General features: G+C 69.5%; 24 protein-coding genes. 19 read left to right on the top strand and 5 right to left on the bottom strand.

Translation table 11 applies throughout. The features are described 5' to 3' along the window. Positions 1 to 100 precede the first annotated feature (100 nt). Genes AC5RWG_RS13505 through AC5RWG_RS13475 form a run of 7 tightly spaced genes read left to right on the top strand, consistent with a single transcriptional unit; the run spans position 101 to position 7812 of the window. Positions 101 to 1705, top strand: a complete 1605-nt coding sequence (locus AC5RWG_RS13505) for a carboxyl transferase domain-containing protein (RefSeq protein ID WP_494026382.1) — start codon at positions 101 to 103, stop codon at positions 1703 to 1705. Between the two features lie 6 nt (positions 1706 to 1711). Beyond that, a complete protein-coding gene (locus AC5RWG_RS13500; RefSeq protein WP_494026381.1) occupies positions 1712 to 3775 on the top strand; it encodes an acetyl/propionyl/methylcrotonyl-CoA carboxylase subunit alpha in 2064 nt (687 codons plus the stop codon). A 2-nt stretch (positions 3776 to 3777) separates the two neighbouring features. After that, positions 3778 to 4941 (top strand): acyl-CoA dehydrogenase family protein, encoded by a 1164-nt coding sequence (locus tag AC5RWG_RS13495; protein WP_494014205.1) that lies wholly within the window; start codon positions 3778 to 3780, stop codon positions 4939 to 4941. Positions 4942 to 4966: 25 nt separating this feature from the next. Beyond that, positions 4967 to 5743, top strand: coding sequence for a CoA transferase subunit A (locus AC5RWG_RS13490; protein ID WP_494026380.1), 777 nt, complete (start codon positions 4967 to 4969; stop codon positions 5741 to 5743). A 10-nt stretch (positions 5744 to 5753) separates the two neighbouring features. After that, entirely contained in the window at positions 5754 to 6407 is a 654-nt protein-coding gene (locus tag AC5RWG_RS13485) for a CoA transferase subunit B (RefSeq protein WP_494026379.1), read from the top strand. Then, on the top strand, positions 6404 to 6997 hold the full coding sequence (locus tag AC5RWG_RS13480; protein ID WP_494002446.1) for a MaoC family dehydratase: 594 nt from the start codon (positions 6404 to 6406) through the stop codon (positions 6995 to 6997). The genes AC5RWG_RS13485 and AC5RWG_RS13480 overlap by 4 nt, the downstream gene beginning before the upstream one ends. Next, positions 6994 to 7812 carry an HpcH/HpaI aldolase/citrate lyase family protein gene (locus AC5RWG_RS13475; protein WP_494026378.1) on the top strand — a complete coding sequence of 273 codons (819 nt, stop codon included), beginning with the start codon at positions 6994 to 6996 and terminating at the stop codon, positions 7810 to 7812. Before AC5RWG_RS13480 ends, AC5RWG_RS13475 begins: the two co-directional genes overlap by 4 nt. A gap of 56 nt (positions 7813 to 7868) precedes the next feature. Here the strand turns inward: AC5RWG_RS13475 and AC5RWG_RS13470 are convergent, their stop codons facing one another. Continuing rightward, positions 7869 to 8720 carry a response regulator gene (locus AC5RWG_RS13470; protein WP_494026377.1) on the bottom strand — a complete coding sequence of 284 codons (852 nt, stop codon included), beginning with the start codon at positions 8718 to 8720 and terminating at the stop codon, positions 7869 to 7871. Further along, the gene (locus tag AC5RWG_RS13465) at positions 8717 to 10312 is read right to left on the bottom strand and encodes an ATP-binding protein (protein ID WP_494002443.1); all 1596 of its coding nucleotides are present in this window, start codon (positions 10310 to 10312) and stop codon (positions 8717 to 8719) included. Before AC5RWG_RS13465 ends, AC5RWG_RS13470 begins: the two co-directional genes overlap by 4 nt. A gap of 195 nt (positions 10313 to 10507) precedes the next feature. On the opposite strand from AC5RWG_RS13465, the gene AC5RWG_RS13460 reads away from it, so the two are divergent. The 10 genes from AC5RWG_RS13460 (at position 10508) to AC5RWG_RS13415 (ending at position 21464) form a co-directional block, all read left to right on the top strand. Beyond that, complete coding sequence (locus AC5RWG_RS13460; RefSeq protein ID WP_494023794.1) at positions 10508 to 11515, top strand: Bug family tripartite tricarboxylate transporter substrate binding protein; 1008 nt, start codon at positions 10508 to 10510, stop codon at positions 11513 to 11515. A 2-nt stretch (positions 11516 to 11517) separates the two neighbouring features. After that, complete coding sequence (locus AC5RWG_RS13455) at positions 11518 to 12057, top strand: tripartite tricarboxylate transporter TctB family protein (RefSeq protein ID WP_494002441.1); 540 nt, start codon at positions 11518 to 11520, stop codon at positions 12055 to 12057. Then, entirely contained in the window at positions 12050 to 13600 is a 1551-nt protein-coding gene (locus AC5RWG_RS13450) for a tripartite tricarboxylate transporter permease (RefSeq protein ID WP_494002440.1), read from the top strand. The genes AC5RWG_RS13455 and AC5RWG_RS13450 overlap by 8 nt, the downstream gene beginning before the upstream one ends. Continuing rightward, a complete protein-coding gene (locus tag AC5RWG_RS13445) occupies positions 13597 to 13992 on the top strand; it encodes a universal stress protein (protein WP_494023796.1) in 396 nt (131 codons plus the stop codon). The genes AC5RWG_RS13450 and AC5RWG_RS13445 overlap by 4 nt, the downstream gene beginning before the upstream one ends. 349 nt (positions 13993 to 14341) lie before the next feature. Further along, positions 14342 to 15556 carry a 1-deoxy-D-xylulose-5-phosphate reductoisomerase gene (gene dxr / locus AC5RWG_RS13440; RefSeq protein WP_494023797.1) on the top strand — a complete coding sequence of 405 codons (1215 nt, stop codon included), beginning with the start codon at positions 14342 to 14344 and terminating at the stop codon, positions 15554 to 15556. Continuing rightward, positions 15553 to 16965, top strand: a complete 1413-nt coding sequence (locus AC5RWG_RS13435; RefSeq protein WP_494074796.1) for a M50 family metallopeptidase — start codon at positions 15553 to 15555, stop codon at positions 16963 to 16965. The genes dxr and AC5RWG_RS13435 overlap by 4 nt, the downstream gene beginning before the upstream one ends. A 170-nt stretch (positions 16966 to 17135) precedes the next feature. Next, the gene (locus AC5RWG_RS13430; RefSeq protein ID WP_494074797.1) at positions 17136 to 18908 is read left to right on the top strand and encodes a hypothetical protein; all 1773 of its coding nucleotides are present in this window, start codon (positions 17136 to 17138) and stop codon (positions 18906 to 18908) included. A 129-nt stretch (positions 18909 to 19037) separates the two neighbouring features. Beyond that, positions 19038 to 19328 carry a YciI family protein gene (locus AC5RWG_RS13425; RefSeq protein WP_494014196.1) on the top strand — a complete coding sequence of 97 codons (291 nt, stop codon included), beginning with the start codon at positions 19038 to 19040 and terminating at the stop codon, positions 19326 to 19328. Between the two features lie 92 nt (positions 19329 to 19420). Then, entirely contained in the window at positions 19421 to 20587 is a 1167-nt protein-coding gene (ispG, locus tag AC5RWG_RS13420) for a flavodoxin-dependent (E)-4-hydroxy-3-methylbut-2-enyl-diphosphate synthase (protein WP_494002538.1), read from the top strand. 28 nt (positions 20588 to 20615) lie between these two features. Next, positions 20616 to 21464 carry a GNAT family N-acetyltransferase gene (locus AC5RWG_RS13415; RefSeq protein WP_494026373.1) on the top strand — a complete coding sequence of 283 codons (849 nt, stop codon included), beginning with the start codon at positions 20616 to 20618 and terminating at the stop codon, positions 21462 to 21464. Positions 21465 to 21501: 37 nt separating this feature from the next. On the opposite strand, the gene AC5RWG_RS13410 is transcribed toward AC5RWG_RS13415, so the two are convergent. Together AC5RWG_RS13410 and AC5RWG_RS13405 are read right to left on the bottom strand one after the other, a co-directional pair. Further along, positions 21502 to 22257 (bottom strand): ABC transporter permease, encoded by a 756-nt coding sequence (locus tag AC5RWG_RS13410; RefSeq protein ID WP_494026372.1) that lies wholly within the window; start codon positions 22255 to 22257, stop codon positions 21502 to 21504. Further along, on the bottom strand, positions 22254 to 23012 hold the full coding sequence (locus tag AC5RWG_RS13405; protein WP_494026371.1) for an ABC transporter ATP-binding protein: 759 nt from the start codon (positions 23010 to 23012) through the stop codon (positions 22254 to 22256). The genes AC5RWG_RS13410 and AC5RWG_RS13405 overlap by 4 nt, the downstream gene beginning before the upstream one ends. Before the next feature lie 178 nt (positions 23013 to 23190). Between AC5RWG_RS13405 and AC5RWG_RS13400 the strand changes: the two genes are divergently transcribed. Both AC5RWG_RS13400 and AC5RWG_RS13395 read left to right on the top strand, forming a co-directional pair. Further along, positions 23191 to 24990 (top strand): proline--tRNA ligase, encoded by a 1800-nt coding sequence (locus AC5RWG_RS13400; protein ID WP_494002432.1) that lies wholly within the window; start codon positions 23191 to 23193, stop codon positions 24988 to 24990. Continuing rightward, complete coding sequence (locus tag AC5RWG_RS13395; protein WP_494002431.1) at positions 24987 to 25787, top strand: sulfite exporter TauE/SafE family protein; 801 nt, start codon at positions 24987 to 24989, stop codon at positions 25785 to 25787. The genes AC5RWG_RS13400 and AC5RWG_RS13395 overlap by 4 nt, the downstream gene beginning before the upstream one ends. A gap of 34 nt (positions 25788 to 25821) precedes the next feature. Here AC5RWG_RS13395 and AC5RWG_RS13390 read toward each other — a convergent pair whose 3' ends face one another. Beyond that, complete coding sequence (locus AC5RWG_RS13390) at positions 25822 to 26883, bottom strand: DUF4439 domain-containing protein (protein ID WP_494026370.1); 1062 nt, start codon at positions 26881 to 26883, stop codon at positions 25822 to 25824. Positions 26884 to 26939 lie beyond the last annotated feature (56 nt).

The following is a 26939-nucleotide window of genomic DNA, read 5'->3' as shown; positions in this document are numbered from 1 at the left end:
TTCAGTTAGTACAGACTAACCAAAATGCGTCCTTCAGGCCAGTTGCCCCCCAGCGGGCGGCGGGCGTGGGCGCGCGACGGCTTCGGCCAGGAAGGTGTCGATGGAGACACTGGCTTCCCGGGTGGACACTACCAGTGACAGCTTCCGGGCCAACGACGAGCAGCAGCGCCGGCTGGCTGCCGAACTGCACGCCCGCCTGGCCTCGGTGGCGGCGGGCGGGCCGGAGGGCTCGCGCCGGCGCCACCTGGAGCGGGGCAAGCTGTTGCCGCGGGACAGGGTCGACACGCTGCTGGACGAGGGCAGCCCGTTCCTGGAAATCGCGCCGCTGGCCGCAGAGGGAATGTACGACGGCGATTCGCCGGGGGCGGGGATGATCGCCGGCATCGGCCTGGTGCACGGTCGCCACGTGCTGGTGGTCTGCAACGATGCGACCGTCAAGGGCGGCACCTACTATCCAATGACGGTTAAGAAACACCTGCGCGCCCAGGAGGTGGCGCTGGAGAACAACCTGCCGTGCATCTACCTGGTGGACTCGGGCGGCGCGTTCCTCCCCAAGCAGGACGACGTCTTCCCGGACCGCGAGCACTTCGGCCGCATCTTCTACAACCAGGCGCGGATGTCGGCGGCTAAAATCCCGCAGATCGCCGCGGTGCTCGGTTCCTGCACGGCCGGCGGCGCCTACGTTCCGGCGATGAGCGACGAAACCGTGATCGTTCGCGGCCAGGGCACCATCTTCCTGGGCGGCCCGCCGCTGGTGAAGGCGGCCATCGGCGAAGTTGTCACCGCGGAGGAACTCGGCGGCGGCGAACTGCATGCGCGGACCTCGGGGGTTACCGACCACCTGGCCGAGAACGATGTGCACGCGCTGGAGATTGTCCGCGACATCGTGGCCACGCTCCCGTGCCGGACACCGGCCTGGGAGACAGCGCCCGTGGAGGCTCCGGCGGCCGAACCGCAGGAAATTTACGGAGCCGTTCCGGTGGACGTCAACGCCGCCTACGACGTCCGCGAGGTCATCGCCCGGTTGGTGGACGGCAGCCGCTTCCACGAGTTCAAGCGGGAGTACGGCACCACGCTGGTCACCGGGTTCGCCCGGCTCCACGGGCATCAGGTGGGCATCGTGGCGAACAACGGGGTGCTCTTTTCCGAATCTGCCCTCAAGGGCGCGCACTTCATTGAACTCTGCGACCAGCGCGGCATCCCGCTGGTCTTCCTGCAGAACCTTTCCGGCTTCATGGTCGGCCGCGACTACGAGGCCGGCGGCATCGCCAAGCACGGCGCCAAGATGGTGACCGCCGTCGCGACCGCCCGGGTGCCGAAGCTGACCGTGGTGATCGGCGGGTCCTTCGGCGCCGGCAACTACTCCATGTGCGGCCGCGCCTACTCGCCGCGCTTCCTCTGGATGTGGCCGGCCGCTCGCATTTCGGTGATGGGCGGCAACCAGGCCTCCTCGGTCCTGGCCACCGTCAAACGCGACCAGTTGGAAGCCCGCGGGGAGGAGTGGAGCGCCGAGGCCGAGGAGGCGTTCAAGGCCCCCATCCGGGAGCAGTACGAAGCGCAGGGCAACCCGTATTACTCCACCGCCCGGCTCTGGGACGACGGGATCATCGACCCGGCGCAGACCCGGACCGTGCTCGGCCTCGCCCTTGACGTCTGCGCCAACAGTCCCTTGCCCGAGACCGCCTTCGGCCTGTTCAGGATGTGATCCAGAGTGTTTGAAACCGTCCTGGTTGCCAACCGCGGCGAAATCGCCTGCCGGGTCATCCGCACGCTGCGCGCCATGGGCATCCGGGCCGCGGCCGTCTATTCGGATGCCGACGCCGGGGCCCGCCACGTGCGCGAGGCCGACATCGCGGTGCGGATCGGGCCCGCCCCGGCCACCGAGAGCTACCTGCGCATCGACGCGGTGATCGAAGCCTGCAAGGCCACGGGCGCCGAGGCCGTCCACCCCGGCTACGGCTTTCTCAGCGAGAACGTGGCGTTCGCCCAAGCGCTGGAGGCGGCCGGCATCGTGTTCATCGGACCCAATGTCGGGGCGATCGGGATCATGGGGGACAAGATCCGCTCCAAGAACCACGTGGCATCGCATGGGGTCCCGGTCATTCCCGGGATCGCGGAACCGGGGCTGGACGACGACGGGCTGGTCCGGGCCGCCGAAGAGGTCGGCTACCCGCTGTTGATCAAGCCGTCGGCCGGCGGCGGCGGCAAGGGGATGATGGCCGTGCAGCGGCCCGGGGAACTGCGCGCCGCGCTCGCCGCCGGGCGCCGGGTGGCCGCCTCCGCCTTCGGCGACGACACGCTCTTCCTCGAGCGGCTGATCGCCCGGCCGCGGCACATCGAGGTTCAGGTGCTGTGCGACCGGCACGGCAACGCGATCCACCTGGGGGAGCGCGAATGCTCGCTGCAGCGCCGGCACCAGAAAGTCATCGAGGAGGCTCCGTCGTCGCTGCTCGACGCCGCCACCCGCGGCAGGATCGGCGAGGCCGCCTGCAATGCCGCCCGCTCGGTGGACTACACCGGGGCCGGAACGGTGGAGTTCCTGGTCTCCGACGACGCCCCCGACGAGTTTTTCTTCATGGAGATGAACACCCGGCTGCAGGTGGAACACCCGGTCACCGAGCTGGTGACCGGCCTGGACCTGGTGGAGTGGCAGGTGCGCATCGCCGCCGGTGAGGTGCTCGCGCCGGCGCAGTCCGACGTCGTACTCACGGGACATGCGGTGGAGGCGCGCGTCTATGCGGAGGATCCCTCGCAGCAGTTCCTGCCCTCGGCGGGCACGGTGCTGGCGCTGGAGGAAGCCGCCGGGGAGGGCATCCGGGTGGACAGTTCGCTGCTGCCCGGACTGGTCATCCCCTCCGACTACGACCCGCTGCTGTCCAAGGTCATCGCCTGGGGCGAAGACCGGCAGCAGGCCCTGGCACGGCTGGACGGTGCGCTCGCCGACACCATGGTGCTGGGCATCCATACCAACATCGAGCACCTCCGCAGCCTGCTGGCCGACGAGGACGTGCGGGCCGGGCGGCTGGACACCACGCTGATCGACCGAAAGATCGAACACCAGCAGTTCCGCCGGCCCGGTGACGCCGAACTGTGCGTGGCCGCCGTGGACTGGCTGCTCCGGCAACGGGACGCGCGCATCCAGGCATGTGCCGCCGGCGGCGCGGGGTCCGCCTGGCGGAGCGAGGGCTGGCGGTTGAGCGGGCCGCGCCCGGGCACGGTCAGCTTCGACCTCGGCGGCGGAGAACACCGCGACGTGACGGTGGCCTGGACGGGCGACGCGGCCGCCGACGCGCCCGCCGGCGCCCTGGTGACGGCCGGCGGCGGCAGCTACGCCGTCGTGCTGGACCGGACCGGGCACGCGGCGGAGGTCGACGGACTCCGCCGGCCGCTGCGCCACGCGTTCGGCGCAGACGGCACGATCTGGCTGGGCGACGCCGGCTGGTCGGCCCGGGTGACCGTCCGCGGCCGGGAGCGGCGGCTCGCCGACGCCCTCGCGGGGGTCCGCCAGGCCGAGGGGGAGACATCACCCGAGGTGCGCTCGCCGATGCCCGGGACGGTGACATCCGTGGCGGTGGCCAACGGTGAGCGGGTGGTGGCCGGCCAGCCGCTGTTGACGGTGGAAGCGATGAAGATGGAACACCAGCTGAGCGCCGCGATCGCCGGCGAGGCCAGCATCAACCTCAAACCCGGCGACCTGGTCAAGGCCGGCCAGATCGTCGCCGTCGTGCGGGCAGCGGATCCTGTCCCCGAAGAACCTGAACAGAAAGGGGCATGACCATGCCTGACTTTTCACTGAGCGAGGACTATCAGGACCTGGTGGGGACCGTGCGGGAATTTGCCCGCGAGGTGGTGGCCCCGGTGTCCGCCAAGCACGACGAGGAGCACAGCTTCCCGTACAAAGTGGTGGCACAGATGGGCGAGATGGGACTGTTCGGCCTCCCGTTCCCCGAGGAGTACGGCGGCATGGGCGGCGATTACTTTGCGCTCGCCCTGGCGCTGGAAGAACTCGGTGCGGTGGACCAATCGGTGGCGATCACCCTGGAGGCGGGGGTCTCCCTGGGGGCCATGCCCATCTACCGCTTCGGCAGCGAGGACCAGAAACAACAGTGGCTGCCCATGCTGGCCAGCGGCGAGGCGCTCGCCGGCTTCGGCCTGACCGAACCCGAAGCGGGCTCGGACGCGGGCGGCACGAAGACCCGGGCCGAGCTCGTGGACGGGCAGTGGGTGGTCAACGGGCACAAGGAATTCATCACGAATTCCGGCACCGACATCTCCCGGCTGGTCACCGTCACCGCGGTCACCGGCACCTCCGAGCGCGACGACGGCTCGCTGAAGAAGGAGATTTCCACCATCCTGGTTCCCACCGACACCCCGGGCTTCACCGCCGAGAAGGCGTACAACAAGGTGGGCTGGAATGCCTCCGACACGCATCCGCTCACCCTGGACAACGTCCGGGTCCCGGAGGAGAACCTGCTGGGCCGCCGCGGCCGGGGGTATGCCAACTTCCTGCAAATCCTGGACGAGGGCCGGATCGCCATCGCCGCGCTGGCCACGGGCGCGGCGCAGGGCTGCGTGGACGAGGCGGTGCGCTACGCCAAGGAGCGCCAGGCCTTCGGCACCAGCATCGGCTCCTTCCAGGCCATCCAGTTCAAGATCGCCCGGATGCAGGCCCGCGCGCACACGGCGCGGCTGGCGTATTACGACGCCGCCGCCCGGATGCTCGCCGGCCAACACTTCAAAACCCAGTCCGCGATTGCCAAGATGGTGGCAGGCGAAGCCGCCATGGACAACGCCCGCGACGCCACCCAGATTTTCGGCGGCTTCGGCTTCATCAACGAATTCCGGGTGGCCCGCCACTACCGCGACTCGAAGATCCTGGAGGTCGGGGAAGGGACCACCGAAGTGCAGCTGATGCTCATCGCCCGCGAACTGGGGCTTTGACAGACCGCAGGCAGAGGAGGACGCAGTGATCGACAAGGTAGTAGCTTCCGCCGCGGAGGCCGTGGCGGACATTCCCGACGGCGCCTCGCTGGCCGTGGGCGGCTTCGGCCTGTGCGGCATTCCGGTGGCGCTGATCCAGGCCCTGCACGACGCCGGCACCACCGACCTGGAGACCATCAGCAACAACTGCGGCGTGGACGACTGGGGGCTGGGCGTGCTGCTGGCCGACGGGCGCATCCGGCGCACCATCAGCTCCTACGTGGGTGAGAACAAGGAGTTCGCCCGGCAGTTCCTGGCCGGCGAGCTGGAAGTGGAGCTGACCCCGCAGGGGACGCTGGCGGAGAAGCTGCGCGCCGGCGGGGCCGGGATACCCGCGTTCTATACGGCTGCCGGTGTCGGCACCCAGGTCAGTGAGGGCGGGCTGCCGCGCAAATACGACGCCGACGGCGGGGTCGCCAAGGCGTCGGAACCGAAGGAGGTCCGCAGCTTCGGCGGGGCCGAGTACGTGCTGGAGGAGTCCCTGCGGCCCGACTTCGGCCTGGTGCACGCCTGGAAGGGCGACCGGCTGGGCAATCTGGTGTTCCACGTGACCGCCATGAATTTCAATCCGCTGTGCGCCATGGCCGGCAAGATCACGATCGCCGAGGTCGAGGAACTCGTGGAACCGGGCGAACTGGACCCCCAGCAGATCCACACCCCCGGCATCTTCGTCCAGCGGGTGGTGGTGGCGCCGGAGGTGGAAAAGCGGATCGAAAAACGCACGGTGCGGCTGGCCGGCCAAGACACCGCGACCGGGAAGTAAGGAGCACGCCATGGCGCTGACGCGCAACGAATTGGCCGCCCGGGTGGCCCGGGAACTGGAAAACGGGCAGTACGTGAACCTGGGCATCGGCATGCCCACCCTCGTCCCCAACTACATCCCCGACGGCGTGGAAGTCATCCTGCATTCGGAGAACGGGATCCTCGGCGTCGGCCCCTATCCGACCGAGGACAACATCGACCCGGACCTGATCAACGCGGGAAAGGAGACCGTGACGCTCAACCGGGGAGCGGCGATCTTCGACTCTTCCGCTTCCTTCGGCATGGTCCGCGGCGGGCACGTCGACGTCGCCGTTCTCGGCGCCATGCAGGTGTCCCGGACCGGGGACCTGGCCAACTGGATGATCCCCGGCAAGATGGTCAAGGGCATGGGCGGTGCCATGGACCTGGTCTTCGGCGCCAAACGGCTGATCGTCATGATGGAACACGTGGACAGGGACGGGAATCCCAAGATTTTGACCGAATGCACACTGCCGCTGACCGGCAGGGGCTGCGTGGACACCATCATCACCGACCTGGCGGTCATCGACGTCGGGGAGCAGGGACTGGTGCTGCGCGAGACGGCCCCCGGCGTCGACATGCGGGACGTCGTGGCGGCCACCGGAGCCGAGCTCCGGGTCGACCAGTACCAGGCGGGTGCCCGGTGAACACCGACGCCGGGGCAGCGGCGACGCCGTCGGAAGCGGCCGGGGCGCAGAAAGTGATCATCCAGCGCGGGCTCTACTTCGAGGAGATCGAGGCAGACGTCATCTACGCGCACCGGCCGGGCCGGACGGTCACCGAGGCGGACAATGTTTTCTTCACCACCGCCACCATGAACAACCAGGCCCTGCACCTCGACGCGGCGTGGGCGGCGGAGCAGCCGTTCGGCCAGCGGCTGATGAATTCCATGTTCACCCTCGCCACCGTGGTGGGCCAGTCGGTCGGCCAGCTCACCCAGTCCACGATCGTGGCTCAGCTGGGCATGACCGACGTGACGTTCCCGCACCCGCTCTACCACGGGGACACCCTGTACACGGAGACGGTGGTCACCGACAAGCGGCTGTCCCGGTCCCGGCCGGGGACCGGGGTGGTGACCATGCACCATACCGGCCGGAACCAACACGGGGATGTGGTCGCCACGGTGACGCGCAGCTGCCTGATGTGGACCAAGGATGGCCACGCGGACGCCATCGCGGGCTCGGAAACGGCCGACGCCGAACTGTGGGACGGCCGGCCCGGGGACGGAAGCCGATGACCGGCTTCGGCATGGGACCGGCCATCCTGTTTTGTCCGGCTGACCGCCCGGACCGGTACGGCAAGGCGGCCGCACGCGCCGACGCGGTGATCCTGGACCTGGAGGACGCCGTTGCTCCGGCCGACCGTGCGGCGGCCCGGGCAGCCATCATCGACAACCCGCTGGACCCCGAACGGACGATCGTCCGGGTCAACGCGGCCGGCACCGCCGACCACGCACCGGACCTGGATGCCGTCCGCCGGTCCGGCTACCGCACCATCATGCTGGCCAAGGCGGAGGACGCGGCGGCGGCCGGCGGACTGGGGGAGTACTCGGTGGTGGCCCTGTGCGAGACGGCCCTCGGCGTGCTGCGCGCCGCGGAACTGGCACGCTGCGCGAACGTCACCGCGCTGATGTGGGGAGCCGAGGACCTGGTCGCCTCACTGGGCGGCAGCTCCAGCCGGTTCGCGTCCGGAACCTATCGGGACGTGGCCCGGCAGGCGCGTTCGCAGGTCCTGCTCGCCGCCGGCGCCTACGGCAAGGCCGCCATCGACTCGGTCTACCTCGACATAGCGGACCTCGGCGGGCTCGCCGCCGAGGCTGAGGACGCCGTCGCCTCGGGGTTCGCGGCCAAGGCCATCATCCACCCCAGCCAGGCCGACGTGGTGCGGGCCGCTTATCGCCCGGGCGAGGAAGAAACCGACCATGCGGCCGCGCTGCTGGCCGCCGCCGCCACCGAATCCGGGGCCTTCCGGTTCCGCGGCCAAATGGTCGACGGGCCGGTCCTCAAGCACGCCGAGCAGATCCTGCGGCGGGCCGGGCAAACCCCGTCCTAACGTCTGGTCGGGACGCAGGCCCCGTCCTGACTTGTGAGCGGGACCGGAACACAGTCCTAGCGGCCTATCGGGACGTAAAACTTCTCCGGCCGGCCGGCTGCCCCGTACCGCGGGGTGATCCGTGCCTCGCCGCGCGACACCAGGTACTCCAGGTAGCGCCGCGCGCTGACCCGGGCCAGGCCCAGCCGCCCGGCGACCTCGGACGCAGAGGAGGCCGCGCCGGCCGCATGCAGGTCGGCGATCACCGCCTCCAGGGTGGGCAGGGACAGGCCCTTGGGCAGCGGAACCGCGGCCCCGGAGCCGGACAGCGCGACGGCGGAAAGCGCGGCGCGGCCGGCATCGCTTCCGGAGGCGGCGGCAGCGCGCGGCAACAGCCGGGGTGCGCCCGAGGCGCCGCGGGGCGCCGGGCCTTCGGCCGTTCCGTCCGCGTCCCGCCGGGCGGACTCCCTGCCGGCCTCGAGCTGCGGCGCGAGCAGCCGGTCGATGCCGTCCTGGTCCAGCACGGCGGAGTCGTCGCTGCCGCTGATGTGCCGGCGGTGTTCCACATAGGCGTCCAGCCGCTCCATCAGCACCCGCGCGTTGAACGGCTTGACGAGGTAGTGGAGCACGCCGCCGGCCATCGCGGCCCGCACCGTGTCCAGTTCGCGTGCCGCAGTTATCGCGATCACGTCGACAGGTTCGCCGGGAAGGTTCCGGACCGCGCGCAGCACTTCGATGCCGCTCATGTCCGGCAGGTGGATGTCCAGCAGCACCAGTTCGGGGCGTAGCGCCGCGACCATGGCCAGGCCCTCGGCCCCGGTGTATGCGGTACCCACGGCGTCGAAGGCGCCGTGGGCCAGCAGGAAGCCGGTATGCACGCCGGCAACTTCTTTGTCGTCGTCGATGACGACCGTGCGGATCTGGCTCATGGGACCGGAATTTCGTGCGCGCGGGCGTTGGGCGGGGTGGGCGAGAACGTGACCGTGAACTCGGCGCCGCCGGAGGCCGACGCCGCCACGCGGGCGCTGCCTCCGCGCCGCGCGGCGACGCGGCTGACCAGCGCGAGGCCGAACCCCCGGCTGCCCGGCAGCGCGGCCTCCTTGCCCGAGACGCCGGGCTCGAAGATGCGGTGGTATTCCTCCGCCGGGATGCCGGGGCCGTCGTCGGCGACCGTGATGGTGCAGCCGGCCGGGCCGCTGGCGATGGCGACGGTGATGGTTCCCTGCATCCCCACGGCTTCGATGGCGTTGTCGATCAGGTTCCCGAGCACCGTGACCGCATCGGTGGTGCCGTCCGGGGCGAGCTCGGATGCCGGATCGATGAGCAGCCTGATGTCCTTTTCGTCGCAGATGGTGGTCTTGGCCATCAGCAGGCTGGCCGCGTCCGGGTCCGTGATGCCCGGGGCCAGTTCGCCCGCCACCACCGACCCGCCGTGGCCGGAGCGCGAGATGAAGTCCACCGCCTGCTGCGCGCGGCCCAGTTCCAGCAGGCCGGAGATCACATGCATCTTGTTGGAAAATTCGTGTGCCTGGGCACGCAGGGCCTGAGTGACATCCCGTGCGCCGTCCAAATCCTGCAGCAGCTGGTGCAGTTCGGTGCGGTCACGCAGGATGAGGACGCTGCCCACGCGGCGCGAGTCCACGGTGGCCGCATTGGCCCGGGCCAGCAGCACCCGTTCGCCGGCGAGGACCGTTTCGTCGGCGCCGCCGGTGGCCGCGAGCATTGCTGCCAGCTCCGGTTCCAGGATGGTGGTGGCTGGCTGGCCCAAAGCGGCATCGGAGACCTCCAGGAGGCGTTTCGCCTCATCGTTGAGCAAGGCGATGCGCCCGCGGTCGTCGACGGCGACCACGCCCTCGCCGATGCCGTGCAGCATCGCGTCGCGCGTTTCGAGCAGGGCGGCGATCTCCTCCGGCTCGAGCTGATAGATCCGCCGCCACACCAGCCGCGAGATGTAGATCGCGCCAGCCGATCCGACCAGTGCCGCCGCGATGAGCCAGGCCAGCAGAACGGGCAAGTCGTCGTTGAGGTCATCGCGCAGCGTTGATTCCAAGGTGCCGACCGACGCCGTGCCGATCACGGTTCCGCCCGACCGGTCATAGACGGGCACCTTCACCCGCCACGACTCGCCCAGCGTGCCGGTCTGCCTGCCCACGAACGTCTCGCCGGACAACGGGATCGACGGGTCCGTGGAAACCATCTGCCCGATCAATGCCGGGTTCGGGTGTGAGTAGCGGATCCCGCGGTCGTCCGTGACCACCACATAGGTCACGCCCGTGGACTGCGCGATGAGCTCGGCGATCGGCTGGATGGTCTCGCTGGGGTCTTCGTCGTCGAAGGCGTCCACAATGGACGGCAGTTGCGCCACCGAGCGTGCCACGCCGATCATCCGTCCCTCGTAGGCGTCGCGGATCTGCTGCTCCTGCATCGAAATGGCGACCGAGCCGGCCACCAGCACGACGGCGAGCAGGATGGACAGCTGCAGCACAAACAGCTGGGTCCGCAGCGACAGGGATTGGAACACACCACCATTTTCTCATGCTGTTAGCTGCGCCACTTTGCAGCCGCCATCTGGTGCCTCGGCGCGGGGCGCGGTTGTGACCACAATGACCAATACGGCCACAATGACCGCATTCTTCCCGCGCGCCGGGCCGGCCCCTACGCTGGGGCGCACGGCATGGTGATGCCCATCACGCCGGTTGGAGGAGGAAGAACCTACATGAAGCTCGACCGTACGATGAGACGCCGTTCGGCCCTGGTGGCCGCCGCGGCAGCATCCGCCCTGGTCCTGGCAGCCTGCGGCTCCACTGGTGGCGGCGGGGGCGGTGCCGAAGAAGCCGGCATCGACAAGTTGAACATCATTGTCCCGGCAGACCCGGGCGGCGGCTGGGACCAGACCGGCCGCGCCATTCAGAAGGATCTGCAGGAAAACGACCTGGTTTCCAGCGCCTCGGTGGTCAACATCGGCGGCGCCGGCGGCACCAACGGGCTGGCGAAGCTGGCCACCGAACAGAACCCGGACACCCTGATGGTGATGGGGTACGTCATGGTCGGGGCCGTGGAAACCAACAAGTCGAAGAACCGGATCGAAGACACCACGCCGATCGCCCGGCTCACCGAAGAGCCGCTCGTCGTCGTCGTTCCCGCCGACTCGCCGTACCAGACGATCGACGACCTGATCGCCGACGTCAAGGCCAAGGGCAAGGGCGTCTCCATCACCGGCGGCTCCGCCGGCGGCGCCGACCACATCCTGGCCGGCCTCATGCTGAAGGAAGCCGGAATCGGCGCCGACAGCCTGAACTACATCCCGTACTCCGGTGGCGGGGAATCGCTGGCGGCGCTGCTGGGCAACAAGGTCTCGGCCGGCATCTCCGGCGTGGGGGAGTACGCGGAGCAGGTCAAGGCCGGCAAGCTGCGCGCCCTGGCGGTCTCCGGCCCGGAGGCGGCGCCGCAGTTGCCCGAGGTCAAGCCGCTGAAGGAGCAGGGCATGGACGTGGTGCTCACCAACTGGCGCGGCGTCGTGGCTCCCGGGTCTATCGACGATGCCCAGGCGGAGAAGCTCACGGCACTGATGACCGAGCTGCACGACACCGATGCGTGGAAGGAAACCCTGTCCACCAACAACTGGGGCGACGCGTTCCTGGCCGGCGAAGAATTTGAGAGCTTCCTGACGGAGGACATCAAGACAGTCACCGCGACCCTGACGGATATCGGTCTCGTGAAGTAACCATGGCCTCTTCCACTACTGGAGCGGTCCGGGGCGGCACTGCCGCCCCGGGCAAGCCGCTCGGAGAAATAATCTTCGCGGCCGTGATCCTGAGCATCGGGATCGTCGGGTTCGTGGCCGGGGCGGGGATCGAAACGCCCGACGCGGCCAGCGACATCGGGCCCCGGGCGCTGCCGTACATCGTCTCCGGCCTGCTGGTGGCCGTCGGTGCCGGCCTGATCGTGCAGTTGCTGCGCGGCGTCACCGGCGAGGCCGAAGAGGGCGAAGACATCGATCCGGATGTCAAGACGGACTGGCTGACCGTCGCCAAGATGGCGGGCGCCGTCGTCGTTCATATTTTCCTGATCGTGCCGCTGGGCTGGCCGGTTGCCGCGGCCGTGCTGTTCGTCGGCGCGGCGTGGGCGCTCGGCGCCAAGCCGCTGTGGCGTGCGGCCGTGGTCGGGGTAGTCATGGCGCTGCTGCTGCAGTTCGCGTTCGCCGGGCTCCTCGGCGTCTCGCTGCCTGCCGGCGTGCTCGAAGGGGTGCCGTTCCTGAATGGATAACTTCTACGCCCTCCTCGAGGGCTTCTCCGTGGCGATGCAGCCGATCTACCTGCTGTACGCCCTGGGCGGCGTCCTGGTCGGAACGGCGGTGGGGGTGCTGCCGGGTATCGGCCCGGCGATGACCGTTGCCCTGCTGATGCCGATCACCTACAGCCTCGAGCCGACGGCGGCGATCATCGTTTTCGCCGGCATTTACTACGGCGGCATGTACGGCGGCTCGACCACGTCGATCCTGCTGAACACGCCCGGTGAATCCGCCTCCATCGTCACCGCGCTCGAGGGCAACCGGATGGCGAAAGCCGGCCGCGGTGCCGCGGCGCTGGCGACGGCGGCAATCGGTTCCTTCATCGCCGGCACGGTGGCCACGGTGCTGCTGAGTTTCGTGGCGCCCTATGTGGCTGCGTTCGCCGTGCAAATCGGTCCGGTGGAGTACGTTGCCCTGATGGTCGTGGCGTTCCTGACCGTCGGCGCGCTGCTGGGCGCCTCGGTGCTGCGCGGCCTGGCCTCGCTGGGGCTGGGACTGTTCATGGCGTTCATGGGCGTGGACCTGATGACCGGCCAGCAGCGCTACACCTTCGGCAGCCCCTTCCTGGCGGACGGGATCGACGTGGTGCTGGTGGCCGTGGGGCTGTTCGCGCTGGGCGAGGCGCTGTACGTGGCGTCCCGGCTGCGGCACGGGCCCGTCAAGGTCATCCCGGTGACCGGCGGCTGGACGTCGTGGATGAAGAAGGAGGACTGGCGGCGGTCCTGGAAGCCGTGGCTGCGCGGGACCTTCATCGGCTTCCCGATCGGCACCATGCCGGCCGGCGGCGCCGACGTGGCCACCTTCCTGTCCTATGCGTCCGAGAAGAAACTGGCCAGGGGCGCGCGCAAGAAGCAATTCGGGCGCGGCGCCATCGAAGGCGTGGCCGGGCCGGAGTCGGCCAACAACGCGGCCGCGGCCGGCGTGCTGGTCCCGCTGCTGACGCTGGGCATTCCGACGACGGCGACGGCGGCGATGATGCTGGTGGCTTTCCAGCGCTACAACATCCAGCCCGGGCCGCTGCTGTTCGAGGTCGAGGGCGCCCTGGTCTGGGCACTGATCGCCAGCCTCTACGTGGGCAACCTGATGCTGCTGGTCCTGAACCTGCCGCTGGTCGGCATCTGGGTGAAGATCCTGCAGATCCCGCGGCCGTACCTCTACGCCGGCATCCTGGTCTTCGCAGCCATGGGTGCGTTTTCGGTGAACTTCACCCCGGTCGACGTGTTCGTGCTGCTGGTGGTGGGCGTGCTGGGCTTCTTCATGCGCCGGTACGGCTACCCGATCGCCCCGCTCGTGGTGGGCATGATCCTGGGCCCGATCTTCGAGAGCCAGCTGCGGCGTTCGCTGGCCATCTCCCAGGGTGATCCGATGGCGTTGGTTTCCACTCCGATCTCGGCGGGCATCTACATCGCCCTGGTCGTCATCTTCGCGCTGTCCTTCTGGATGAAGAAGCGGCAGCGCGTGATGGAATCGGCGATGCTCGACGACGAGAACCCTCAAGGCAAGGAGGTCAGCGCATGACGACGATAGTGGTGGGGTATGTTCCCAACGCACTGGGCGACGCCGCACTGGCCGCCGCCATCGACGAGGCCGGCCGCCGTTCGGCGAAGCTGCTGGTGGTCAACACCACCCGGGCCGACCGGTTGGTGGACCCAACCTATGCGGACGCCGCCGACGTCACCCGGCTGGAATCGGTCCTGACGGGGGCCGGCGTTGATTTCAGCATCAGGCACGGCATTTCGGACGGGCTGGCCGCCGACGACGTGCTCGACGCCGCCGAAGAGTCCGGGGCGGACCTGATTGTCATCGGGGTGCGTAACCGCACGCCGGTAGGCAAGCTGGTGATGGGTTCCACGGCGCAAACCATCCTGCTGGGCGCCTCCTGCAACGTGCTGGCGGTCAAGCAGGGGTAGCCGGTGGCGGCGATGGCTCGCCGTAGTCGGCAACGCCGCGCTCGCCGGGGGGCGCCAAGGCGCTGACATCGACGCCGGTGCAAGGTTCCGCTGCCGGTGCAGGGCCCACAAACCCTGCACTGGCAGATTTTCCCTGCACCGGTGCCGTGTCCCGCACGACCGGTGGAGCAGCCCGCGCGGCCAGGAGTGTCGTCGGGATTACGCGCCGTAGAGGATGATCTGCACACCAGGTCAGGGGATGGCTTCGAGATCACCCCGTACAACCGGTGATCTCGAAGCCAAGGGGTAACTTGGACGCCCCACAGCTGGCGCTCGGCGGGCGGACCGCCCGTGCTGGATAATTGAGCGCATGGAGTTCCGAGATCCGCCCCGCGCCGCACCGCTTCCCGCCCGACGCAAGGTAGTGCTGCTGGGTTCCACGGGTTCGATCGGCACGCAGGGGATCGACGTCGTGGACGCGGCCCCGGAACGCTTCGAGGTCACGGCGCTCGCAGCCGGCGGCAACGTGGAACTGGCCGCCCGGCAGGCGGTCCACACCCGGGCCCAGGCGGTCGGAACCGCCGCCGGGACGGTGGATGAACTGGCCACGGCCATCAAGGCCGCCGCGGCGGACGCCGGCGTGTCCGGCTACTCGCCGGAGCTCTTTGCCGGCCCCGACGCCGCGGCGCGGATCGCCGCGTGGCCGGACGCCGACGTCGTGCTTAACGGCATTACCGGGTCCATCGGCCTGGCCCCCACGCTGGCCGCGCTCGGCGCGGGCCACTTGTTGGCGCTGGCCAACAAGGAGTCCCTCATTGCCGGTGGGTCCCTGGTCAAGCAGGCCGCGCGGCCCGGGCAGATCGTGCCGGTGGATTCGGAACACTCGGCGCTGGCCCAGGCGCTCCGGTCGGGCACGGCCGCCGAAGTGGACCGGCTGATCGTCACCGCATCCGGCGGGCCGTTCCGCGGCTACAGCAGGGCCGAGCTGCGCGACGTCACTCCGGCGCAGGCGCTGGCCCACCCCACCTGGGACATGGGCCGGATGGTCACCACCAACTCGGCGACGATGGTGAACAAGGCGCTGGAAGTCATCGAAGCCCACCTGCTCTTCGACGTCCCGCTGGAGCGGATCGACGTGGTGGTGCACCCGCAGTCGGTGGTGCACTCGATGGTGCAGTTCACCGACGGATCCACCATCGCGCAGGCGTCGCCGCCGGACATGCGCCTGCCGATCGCCCTCGGCATGGGCTGGCCGGAGCGGGTACCGGGCGCCGCGCAGCCGTGTGACTGGAGCCGTGCCACCAGCTGGACCTTCGAGCCCTTGGACGAGGAGGTCTTCGGCGCGGTGCGGCTGGCCAAGGAGGCGGCCGGCCGCGGCGGGACCTTCATGGCCGTCTACAACGCGGCCAACGAAGAAGCCGTGGACGCCTTCCACGACGGCCGGATCCGCTTCGACGAGATTGTGGAGACGGTGGCTGCCGTGGTGGATGCGCACGCGCCGTCCGACGAACTGACCGTGGCGGCAGTGCTGGCCGCAGAGGACTGGGCACGCTCGCGGGCCCACGAACGTTTGGCTATGTTGTGACCATTCTGCTTTTCATTCTCGGCGTCCTCTTCGTGGCCGTCGGCATCGCCGTGTCCATCGCCCTGCACGAGGTGGGCCACCTGCTGCCCGCCAAGCTGTTCAAGGTGCGGGTCACCCAGTACATGGTCGGCTTCGGCAAGACCCTCTTCTCCCGACGGCGCGGCGAGACCGAATACGGCGTGAAGGCCATCCCGCTCGGCGGCTACGTGTCGATGATCGGCATGTACCCGCCGGCCAAGGACAGCGCCCGGGGCGGCAAGGACGGCGGCAGGGTCATGGACGGCGGAGGCGACGGGGGCGGCCGCGGCGTCGGCGGCGGCGCGGTCCGCCGGTCCAGCACCGGCATGTTCCAGCAACTGGCCAACGACGCCCGGCAGGCCGAAGCCGAGCGGCTGCAGCCCGGCGACGAAAACCGGATGTTCTACAAACTGCCGGTCTGGAAACGGATCATCATCATGCTCGGCGGTCCGTTCGTGAACCTGGTCATCGGCACGGTGCTCATCGGCATCGTGCTGGTCGGCTTCGGCACCGCCCAGGCCACCACCACCATTGCCCAGGTCAATAAATGCGTGGTCCCGGCGTCCCAGGCCGCCGAAACCGGACAGACCGACTGCCTGCCCAGCGATCCCGAGGCTCCCGCCACCGCGGCGGGCATCCGGCCCGGGGACACCGTCACCGCCTTCGACGGCAGGCCGGTCACCGACTGGTACCAGTTGACCGAATGGATCCGGGCCGCGGCGGGGGAGCAGACGCCGATCACCCTCCAGCGCGACGGCCGGGAAATCACTACGACCATCACCCCGATCCTCACCGAACGCCCGGTATTCGACGACGCCGGGCAACCGCTGCTCGACGGCGACGGCGAGCCGGTGACGGAGCAGGCGGGCTTCGTGGGGATGGGCGCCACCACCGCGCTGGTACCGCAGCCGGCCGCCGACGTGCTCCCGGCCGTGGGGGAGAACCTGCAGGCGATCACCGGCGTGGTGCTCCATCTGCCGCAGCGACTGGCGGACGTGGCCGAGGCCGCCTTCAGCGATGCTCCGCGCGACCCGAACGGGCCGATGAGCGTGGTGGGCGTGGGCCGGATTGCCGGCGAGATCAGCGCGATGGACGAGATTCCCTTCGAGGCGCGGGCAGCCTCGCTGATCGGGTTGGTCGGTTCGGTCAACCTGGCGCTGTTCGTGTTCAACCTGATCCCGCTGCTGCCGCTCGACGGAGGGCACGTGGCCGGCGCGCTTTGGGAGGCCATCCGCCGCGGCTTCGCCAAGCTGTTCCGCCGCCCGGATCCGGGGCCGGTGGACATCGCCAAGCTGCTCCCGCTGACCTACGTGGTGGCCGTGGTGATGATGGGCATGGGCGCGCTGCTGATTTACGCAGACATCGTCAAACCGGTCAATATCTTCGGCTGATCCGGCATGGCGGCGCCCTGGCGAAACCGCCACCTCCCCTGATCCGGCACGACGGCGGTGCATGCCCGTGTGCGCGGCAGTCCCTTGTGCGCGGCGCGCCCGCCGTTGGTTGGAACCCTGCCGGTCCCCGTGGTTAGACTGGCCGGAACCGGCGAAGGGAGCCACGACCTGTGAGCACGGCACCGCGTACAGCCCGCACCGCAGCGCGCCTTCGGGGCACCGCCCGGGCGGCGTCGATGGGCCGCAGGCCCCGGTTCAGGGCCGGCGCCGCCGCCGTCCTGGCGGCCGCTGTTGTACTTGCCGGTTGCACCGCGCCGGGCGAGGCCCAGGATCCGCCATCATCGGCAGCGTCAACGGAGGCTGCCCCGGATCGCGTGCAGTTGAGGGCTGGTGCCGCCGATCCGCAGGTGCTTGCCGGCTCCGACGCCGAAGCATCGCTCGCCGCCAGCCAGGCGTTGTTTGACTCCAGTCCCGTGGCGTTCGTCGCGCCTCCCGGCGACGCCGAGGCCATAGCTGCCGCGGCTGCCGAATCGGTACCGATGGGTGTGCCGCTGCTGTTGGCGGGAGACGGGCTGGCCGAAGAACTGGAGCGCCTCGGCGTCCGCCAAGTCAAGGCTTTCGGCCGGCCGCCCGCCGAGCCGGAGGGCTCCCCGAGCGCCGCGCCGGAAGCCAACTCCGCGGCCGGGCCCTCTGATTCGACCACGGCCGGCTCCGCGGCCGGGCCCGCCGCCTCGGCCGCTGCCGGGCCCGCCGCCTCGGCCGCTGCCGGCTCCGCGGCCTTGAAGACCGCATCGACGGTGTCCGGCGCCGACCCGGATCAAGGCATCGAGGCGTGGGCCCCGCTGCTGGCGGACGCGGAAATCCTGCCCCCGGACGGGGACATGGAGGCGCCCGAGCGTGCGGAGGAGCCCGCAGCCGTCTCGGTGTTGACGGACAAGGACGGCGGGCGGGACTATCCCGCGACCCTTGCGGTCGTGGAGGCGGCAGGCGCCCGGGTCTTCCAGGACCCGCACGCAGACCCGCGGCACGGCAGCGAGACCATCGAATTCCTGCGCCAAGAACCCGAGAACCGCGTGCTCGCCGTCGGCGAAGAGTTCGGCAGCGGCGACACCTTCGCGCGCCGGACCACGGCAGCACTGACCGTGCCGGAACTGCCCGGCGGGGGCCAGATGGCCTTCCCGTCCCGGCGGATGGTGGCGCTGTACGGGCATCCCTCCGGGCCCGCCCTCGGCGCGCTCGGCGAGCAGGTTCCCAAGGCGTCGGTGAAGCGCGTGAAGAAACTCGCCAAGCAGTACCAACCGCACAGCAAGGAACCGGTGGTCCCGGCCTTCGAGATCATTGCCACGGTTGCCAGCGCCTCGGCCGGCAAGGACGGCGACTATTCGGAGGAGACGGATCCAAACGAGTTGCGCCCGTGGATTGATGCCGCCGGCGAGGCCGGGGTGTACGTGGTGCTGGATTTGCAGCCGGGCCGGTCGGACTTCCTCAGCCAGGCCAAGATGTACGAGGATCTGCTGAAGGAACCGCATGTGGGCCTGGCCCTGGACCCGGAATGGCGGCTGGGCAAGGGACAGCGTCACATGGAGCAAATCGGCTCGGTGTCCGCAGCGGAGATCAACCGGGTCAGCGACTGGCTGGCGAAACTCACCCGGAAGAACTCCCTGCCCCAGAAGGTGCTGATCCTGCACCAGTTTCAGTACCAGATGATTTCGGACCGCCAGGAGCTGGAAACCGGCCACGAAGAGCTGGCCCTGGTGCTGCACGCCGACGGCCACGGCGGGCCCGACCAGAAACTGGACACCTGGCGGGTCCTCCGGGAGGACCTGCCGAAGAACATCTGGATGGGCTGGAAGAACTTCTACGACGAAGACACCCCGACCTTCAGCCCGGAACGCACCTACACCGGCGTGAAGCCGGCTCCCTGGTTCGTTTCGTACCAATAGCCCCGCACCAACCACACGCGTCCTGCCAATAGCCCCGCGCCAACCACCGGCGTCACCAATAGCCCCGCCCCATCCACACTCGTCCTGCCAATAGCCCGCCCACATCCACCGGCGGGTAAGGTGAAGACCATGAGTGTCTTTGCCGTCGAATATGTCTACGCCGCCGATTCCGAGCCCGGCCGGGACGAATACCGTCCCGCCCACCGCGCCTGGCTGGGCGGCTTCCTGGACCGGGGCCGCCTGCTGGCCTCCGGCCCCTACGCCGACGGCACCGGCGCGCTGCTGATCTTCACCGCCGAGGACGAAGCCAGCCTGCTGGAGGAGCTGAAGCAGGATCCGTTCAACGTCAACAACTTCGTCTCCGGCCTGAAAGTCACCGACTGGAAGCCCGTCACCGGGGCGTTCGCCCACCACGCATGATCCTTCCCACTCCCGCTGCATGTGCCAACGCCCGGCGGGAAGGGGATAATGAAACCTGATCAGCAACTGCCTATCGGCACATGGAGGACGTTTTGACCTCGGTCAATCTTGGAATGCCAGCTTCACCACCGCCAGTCCTGGCGCCGCGCCGCAAGACCCGGCAGATCAAGGTCGGCTCCGTCGGGGTCGGGTCGGACTCGCCCATCAGCGTGCAGTCGATGACCACCACGCCCACCACGGATATCAACGCGACGCTGCAGCAGATTGCCGAGCTGACGGCCTCCGGTTGCGACATTGTCCGAGTGGCCTGCCCCAGCGCCGACGACGCCGAGGCCCTGCCGATCATCGCCAAGAAGTCACAGATTCCGGTGATCGCGGACATCCACTTCCAGCCCAAGTACGTCTTCGCCGCCATCGATGCAGGCTGCGCTGCCGTCCGCGTCAATCCGGGCAACATCCGCAAATTCGACGACCAGGTCAAGGAGATCGCCGAGGCCGCAAAGGCCGCCGGCACCTCCATCCGGATCGGCGTCAATGCCGGCTCCCTGGACCCGCGGCTGATGCAGAAGTACGGCAAGGCGACCCCGGAGGCGCTGGTCGAATCCGCCGTCTGGGAGGCGTCGCTGTTCGAAGAACACGACTTCCACGACTTCAAGATCTCGGTCAAGCACAACGACCCGGTGGTCATGGTCCGCGCCTACGAACTGCTGGCCGAACGCGGCGACTGGCCGCTGCACCTCGGTGTCACCGAGGCCGGTCCGGCCTTCCAGGGCACCATCAAGTCGGCCACCGCCTTCGGGGCGCTGCTCTCGAAGGGGATCGGGGACACTATCCGTGTGTCCCTGTCCGCCCCGCCCGTGGAAGAGATCAAGGTCGGCCTGCAGATCCTGCAGTCGCTCAACCTGCGGGAACGCAAACTGGAAATCGTTTCCTGTCCCTCCTGCGGGCGAGCCCAGGTGGACGTGTACAAGCTGGCCGACGAAGTCACCGCCGGGCTCGAAGGCATGGAGGTGCCGCTGCGCGTCGCCGTGATGGGCTGCGTCGTGAACGGACCGGGCGAAGCCCGCGAAGCCGACCTGGGTGTGGCCTCCGGCAACGGGAAGGGCCAGATCTTCGTGAAGGGCCAGGTCATCAAGACGGTCCCCGAAGACCAGATTGTGGAAACGCTGATCGAAGAAGCATTGAGGATTGCCGAGGAGATGGGTGACTCCGATGGCGAGAATGCTGTCAAGGGTAGCCCCGTGGTTAACGTCAGCTAGCCGTGACGCGGCGGGTGCGGCCGGGGCCGTGCCCGCCGATCAGCATGCCGGAATACGGCCGCTGGCGGATGCGGATACCGCGGACCTTTGGGCGCTGGTGCGCGCGGATCCGGTGGCCAACGTCTTCCTCGCTGCCCACCTGGAGACCGCCGGGACCGCCGGCCCCACCCCGTCCGGTGCCCACATCCTGGGAATGTACGACGACGGCGTCCTCACCGGGGCCTGCTGGGCGGGCGTGAACGTGGTCCCGTCCGGGCTGGATGCCGAACAGGGCGCCAGGCTGGGCGCCCACCTGGCCGCCGGCGGGCGGCGCATGTCCTCCATCTTCGGGCCGGCCGAGGGGGTGCTCGGCATCTGGTCTTCGTACCGGACCGCCCATCCGCGGGCCTTCGACGTCCGGCCCAACCAGCCCCTGATGGAGCTGCGCGGAACTCCCGCCGTGCCCGCGGACCCGCAGGTACGGTTCTCCACCGACGACGACTTTGAGGTGCTGGTGCCCGCCTGCGTCGCGATGTTCGAGGAGGAAGTCGGGTACTCGCCGCTGATCGGCGGCGGCCAGCACTACCGGCAGCGCGTGGCCACCCTGATCGGGAAGGGACACTCGCTGATCCGCCGGGACGGCCAGGGGCAGGTCGTCTTCAAGGCAGAACTGGGCAACGTGAGCGCCGACGCGGTGCAGATCCAGGGCGTCTGGGTGAACCCCGCCTACCGCGGCCGCGGGCTGGCAGCCGGCTGCATGGCCGCCGTCGTCGAGTTGTCCCGCAAGTACGCGCCGGTCGCCAGCCTCTACGTCAACGATTACAACCACCGGGCCATGGCCGCCTACGCCGCGGTCGGCTTCCGGCAGGTCGGCACCTTCGCCACCGTCTTGTTTTAGGCGGGGGAGGTGCCCGGAAGCATGCCGTGTCCACCCTTCACGCGCTCCGCCGGCGCAGCGTCAGTGACGCGAGCAGCAGTCCCACGATGACGCAGCCGGCCGCAACCGCCACGTCGAACCACAGGTCCCCGGTGGCTTCGGCGTGGGCCGCGATCTGCTGCAGCGCATCCACGGTGTAGGTCAACGGCATGGCGTTCGCTATGGTTTCCAGCCAGTCGGACAGCTGCTCCCTGGGCACAAACAGGCCGCAGAGCAGGATCTGCGGGACCACCACTACCGGCATGAACTGCACCGCTTGGAACTCCGTACGGGCGAAGGCCGAACAAAAGAGTCCCAGCGCCACTCCCAGAACCGCGTTGACGACGGCGACCATCACCACCAGCGCCCCGTTGCCTTCGATGTCGAGACCGAAAACCAGGTAGGCCACCGCCGTCGTCACCGTGGCCTGGAGGGCGGCCATCAGCCCGAACGCCAGGGCATAGCCGAAGAGGAGGTCGGCCTTGTTAATCGGCGTCGACAGGACGCGTTCCAGGGTGCCGGTGGTCCGTTCGCGGAGCATGGTGATGGAGGTGATCAGGAACATGACGACAAACGGGAAGATCGCCAGCATCATCGGGCCCACCCGATCGAAGGTGCGCGGCGCACCGGGCGGCAGCGCCTCATTGTCGAACAACAGGTAGACCACGCCGAGCAGGATGCCGGGAACCACGACGATCAGCGCGATGCTGCGCGGATCGTGGCGCAGCTGGGCCAGCACCCGCCGCGCGGTGGCCAGCGTCATCGATGCGTTCATGCCGCCGCCTCCCGGCTCCGGATCATGTGGAGGAAAGCCTTTTCCAGGTCCACCGTGCCGCCGCGCTCGGCCAGCTCCGCCGGCGTGAGCTGGGCCAGGAGGGAGCCGTCGCGCAGCAGCAACAGATCATCGCAGTGAGAGGCCTCTTCCATGACGTGGCTCGAAACCAGCAGGGTGGTGCCCGCCGCAGCAAGGGCCGCGAAATGATCCCAGAGCTCCACGCGCAGGACGGGATCGAGGCCGACGGTCGGTTCGTCGAGCACCAGCAGGTCGGGCCTGCCCACCAAAGCGCATGCCAGCGACACCCGGCTGGACTGGCCGCCGGAGAGGTCCGCGGTCTTGCGCCCCGCCACCCCGGCAAGTCCCACGGAATCCAGGGCTTCGTCCACGTCGGACGCGGACCGGCCGTGCAGCGCGGCGAAGTAGCGGACGTTTTCGCGGACCGAAAGATCGGGATACACGCTCGGGTCTTGGGTGACGTAGCCGATCCGGTGCCTGAGCTCGCGGTGTCCCGCGGGCAGTCCCAGGACGGTGACCGTCCCGCCGGCCGTCTTCTGCACCCCGACGATGGCCCGCATCAGCGTGGTCTTGCCGCTGCCCGAAGGCCCCAGCAGGCCGGTGATGGTTCCGGCGGAGATTTCGCAGCTGACGTCGGACAGGACGGGCTTACGGGCACGGACCACCGTGAGCCCTGCGACGGATACGGCCGGCGCCACGGGCGCCGCCGGGTGCGGCATCGTCTCCGCCTCCCTCATTTACTGGTTAGGTGACATCAACCTAGACCCGACGCAAGGGTGCGTCCAGACGCTCTGGCGGCCGCCGCCGTCCCGCCCCCGCGGGCTGTCGCTGGCATGCGCGCGGAGCCAGTAGATTAGAAGGCAGTTGAATTTCGCGGGCCCTGCCGGCCCAACCCTTGAGAAACGGATTCCTGCAGTGGTTCTTCGCCTGTCCAGCATGTTCCTGCGCACCCTGCGCGATGACCCGGTCGACGCCGAAGTTGCCAGCCACAAGCTGCTGGTGCGCGCCGGCTACATCCGCCGCGCCGCCCCCGGTATCTACTCCTGGCTGCCGCTGGGCCTGAAGGTGCTGGCCAAGGTGGAGGCCGTGGTCCGCGAGGAGATGAACGCCATCGGCGCCCAGGAAGTCCATTTCCCGGCGCTGCTGCCGCGCGAACCGTACGAGGCGACCAATCGCTGGACCGAGTACGGCGACGGGTTGTTCCGCCTGCAGGACCGCAAGGGTGCCGACTACCTGTTGGCCCCCACGCACGAGGAAATGTTCACCCTGCTGGTCAAGGATTTGTACTCCTCGTACAAGGACCTGCCGGTGACGCTGTACCAAATCCAGAACAAGTACCGCGACGAGGCCCGCCCGCGCGCCGGGCTGCTGCGCGGCCGCGAATTCATCATGAAGGACTCCTACTCCTTCGACGTCGACGACGAGGGCCTGGACGTCAGCTATGACGCGCACCGGCGCGCCTACCTGCGGATCTTCAAGCGCCTGGGCTTGGAAGTGGTGACCGTCAAGGCCACGTCCGGCGCCATGGGCGGGTCGAAGAGCGAGGAGTTCCTGCATCCCACCGAGATCGGCGAGGACACCTTCGTGCGTTCGCCCGGCGGCTACGCCGCCAACGTGGAGGCCGTCACCACCGTCGCACCGGAGCCGGTGGACTACGCCGACGCCCCGGCCGCCGAAGTCAAGGACACCCCGGACACCCCCACGATCGACACCCTGGTGGCCGCGGCCAACCAGCTGGCACCGCGCGCGGACGGGGAATGGACCGCCGCGGACACGTTGAAGAACGTCGTCCTGGCCATCAAGCTGCCCACCGGAGAGCGGAGCCTGGTGGTCATTGGCGTACCGGGCGACCGCGCCGTCGACCTCAAGCGCGTCGAGGCGAACATCGGTGCCTTCCTCCCGGTGGGCGGCGAAGTCGAGGTCGAGGCGGCCACCGAGGAAGACCTGAAAAAGCATCCCGGCCTGGTCAGGGGCTACATCGGTCCCGGCGAGAGCCTGGACGCCGCGGTCCTCGGGACCGAGTCGGCCACCGGCCTGCTCTACCTCGTGGATCCCCGGGTGGTGCCCGGCACGCGCTGGATCACCGGCGCGAACGAGGACGGCAAGCACGTGTTCGGTCTGGTCGCCGGACGCGACTTCGGCTGGGACGGCGTCGTCGAGTCGGTCGAGGTCCGCGAAGGGGACCCCGCGCCGGACGGCTCCGGTCCGCTGGAGGCGGCCCGCGGCATCGAAATGGGCCACATCTTCCAGCTGGGCCGCAAATACGCCGAGGCACTGGGCCTGCAGGTGCTGGACCGCAACGGCAAGCTGGCCACGGTGACCATGGGCTCCTACGGCGTGGGCGTCACCCGTGCGGTGGCCGCACTCGCCGAGGCCTATCACGACGACAAGGGCCTGGCCTGGCCGCGCAACGTGGCCCCGGCCGACGTCCACATCGTCGCCACCGGGAAGGGCACGGAAATTTTTGAGGCAGCCAACAGGCTGGCCGAGGAACTGTCCGCCGCCGGCGTCGATGTCATCTACGACGACCGGCCCAAGGTCTCTCCGGGCGTGAAGTTCTCCGATGCCGAACTCATCGGCGTGCCCACCATCGTGGTGGTCGGCCGCGGCCTGGCCGACGGCGTGGTCGAAGTCAAGGACAGGGCCACCGGGCAGGCCGAAAACGTGCCGCTGGCCGAGGCCGCCGGGCAGTTGGCGGCCCTGGCCGGGAGGTGAGCTCCGGACTCGAGGAACTGCAGCTGGCCACCCTCGCCCTCGTGGTCGTGGGTGGCTTTGCCGCCGGCTGGGTGGACGCCGTGGTGGGCGGCGGCGGCCTGCTCCAGTTGCCCGTGCTGCTGCTGGTCCCCGGCATCAGCCCGGTGCAGGCACTGGCCACCAACAAGATGGGCTCCATCTTCGGCACCACCACCAGCGCAGTGACCTATTACCGCAGGGCGCACCCGGACCTGAAAACCGCGCTGCCAATGGCCGGCGTCGCGCTGGCGGGAAGCTTCGGCGGGGCGATCGTGGCCACCGTGCTGCCCGCCGAGGTGTTTAAGCCGATCATCGTCGTCGCCCTGATCGCGGTGGCCGTCTTTACCGCGCTGCGTCCGACGGCGGGATCGTTGACCCGGCTGCGGTACAAGGGCGCCCGGCACCTCGGTGCGGCCGCCGGAATCGGGCTGGTCATTGGCTTCTACGACGGCCTGATCGGTCCCGGCACCGGCTCGTTCCTGATCATCGCGATGGTGGCGCTGCTCGGCTACAACTTCCTGGCTGCCAGCGCGAAGGCCAAGATCGTGAACATGGCCACCAACCTGGGCGCCCTGGCCTTTTTCCTGCCCAGCGGGGCGCTGCTGTGGGGGCTCGGGCTGGTGCTCGGCGTCGCCAACATGGCCGGCGGTTACGTCGGTGCACGGATGGCCGTCTCCCAGGGCAGCAAGTTCATCCGCGTGGTCTTCCTGGCCGTGGTCGCGGCCCTGATCCTCAAGCTTGGCTACGACGTGTTGCAGGAGAACGTGCTGGGCCGCTGATCCGGACCGGAGGGGGCGGCCAGCTGCCCCCTCGTCACGAGCCGGTGGCGGGCGCGGCCAGCAGTTCGTCGTCCAGTCCCGGGGCGGGCGGCACGACGCCGGTCGAGGCCGCCAGGTCCGCCGTGGCGGTGGCGAGGCCGGACACCGCGTGCTCCCGCACCCTCCCGCTGCTGAGCGCGACCAGGTCGGCCAGCGGCCGGAGGGAAGCCTCCTCGGCGCCCTGCAGCGCCGGCAGCGGATCGGCCGCGAAGTCGCTGCCCAGGGCATACGCCGGCTCCGGCAGCGGCAGGGCCAGGCATTCGGCCGCCGCCACCGCCCGCCAGTCCCCGGCGGCGCCGGCATGCGCCGCGAGGCGCTCGGCGGCGACCGCGCGTTCGGCGCCCGCGAGGCGCGGCAGCACCGTTTCATAGGCGTAGGCCAGGCGCTCGTGGCTGCGGACGACGGCGGCCAAGGCCTCCTCCGTCGTCGGCGCGCCGGGCGTCGTCGACCGTGTCACGTCCCCGGCCGGAGCGGAAGGGGCGGCGCAGCCGGGGGAGGCGGGCGGTATCTCCGGGGCTTCCCACGGCGCAGCCACTTCCGAACCGCCGGCCAAAACCTGCGCCTGGGCGAACACCGCGGAGCCGATCGAGGCCAGCAGCCGGGCCAGCCCCGGGTCCGTCTCCTGGGCGTCGGCCAGCAGGTCGCCGGCCAGCCCGGCCAGCTCCCCGGGACCGGGTGGCCTTGCGGCCGGGGGCGGGCTGCCGGCCAAGCCGGCGGGGGACGACGGGGCCGCGGTGTCCGGCGCGGCAGGGGACCCGGACGGCCACGACGTGGTCAGCCGCAGCAGGTCCGCCTGGGTCCGGAGCAGGTCGGCGGTGGGGGAGGCGCCGTCGTCGTCGTGTTCCTCGAAGGCCGAGGCCAGGTTCTCCAGGCCGGCCAGAGCGTCGAGGCGGGCTTGCTCGGTGGTGCTGGGGGGCGGGGCGGGTTCGGTGATGCTCGCCACCACGGTGCCGGTGCTGACCACGATCGCCGCGGTGAGCAACAGCAGCGGCGCCCGGCGCCACGCCCGGGATGGCGCGGCCTGGTTGCCGCCGCGGCGCCTTGAAGTAGATCCCACAACTGAAGATGATGTCACGGCTTCGGCGTCCGCTGCACCGGCGTAGGCCGGGAACT

The organism is Arthrobacter sp. Y3221160, assembly GCF_059092585.1.
The sequence above is the reverse complement of the archived record's forward strand: the minus strand, read 5'-3'. Positions and strand labels throughout refer to the sequence as shown.

Coding starts and splice junctions, on each gene's coding strand:
- AC5RWG_RS13455 (WP_494002441.1), top strand. CDS start 11,518: ATGGCCTCTTCCACTACTGGAGCGGTCCGGGGCGGCACTGCCGCCCCG.
- AC5RWG_RS13495 (WP_494014205.1), top strand. CDS start 3,778: ATGCCTGACTTTTCACTGAGCGAGGACTATCAGGACCTGGTGGGGACC.
- dxr (WP_494023797.1), top strand. CDS start 14,342: ATGGAGTTCCGAGATCCGCCCCGCGCCGCACCGCTTCCCGCCCGACGC.
- AC5RWG_RS13485 (WP_494026379.1), top strand. CDS start 5,754: ATGGCGCTGACGCGCAACGAATTGGCCGCCCGGGTGGCCCGGGAACTG.
- AC5RWG_RS13450 (WP_494002440.1), top strand. CDS start 12,050: ATGGATAACTTCTACGCCCTCCTCGAGGGCTTCTCCGTGGCGATGCAG.
- AC5RWG_RS13460 (WP_494023794.1), top strand. CDS start 10,508: ATGAAGCTCGACCGTACGATGAGACGCCGTTCGGCCCTGGTGGCCGCC.
- AC5RWG_RS13475 (WP_494026378.1), top strand. CDS start 6,994: ATGACCGGCTTCGGCATGGGACCGGCCATCCTGTTTTGTCCGGCTGAC.
- AC5RWG_RS13425 (WP_494014196.1), top strand. CDS start 19,038: ATGAGTGTCTTTGCCGTCGAATATGTCTACGCCGCCGATTCCGAGCCC.
- AC5RWG_RS13445 (WP_494023796.1), top strand. CDS start 13,597: ATGACGACGATAGTGGTGGGGTATGTTCCCAACGCACTGGGCGACGCC.
- AC5RWG_RS13505 (WP_494026382.1), top strand. CDS start 101: ATGGAGACACTGGCTTCCCGGGTGGACACTACCAGTGACAGCTTCCGG.
- AC5RWG_RS13410 (WP_494026372.1), bottom strand. CDS start 22,257: ATGAACGCATCGATGACGCTGGCCACCGCGCGGCGGGTGCTGGCCCAG.
- AC5RWG_RS13405 (WP_494026371.1), bottom strand. CDS start 23,012: ATGAGGGAGGCGGAGACGATGCCGCACCCGGCGGCGCCCGTGGCGCCG.
- AC5RWG_RS13470 (WP_494026377.1), bottom strand. CDS start 8,720: ATGAGCCAGATCCGCACGGTCGTCATCGACGACGACAAAGAAGTTGCC.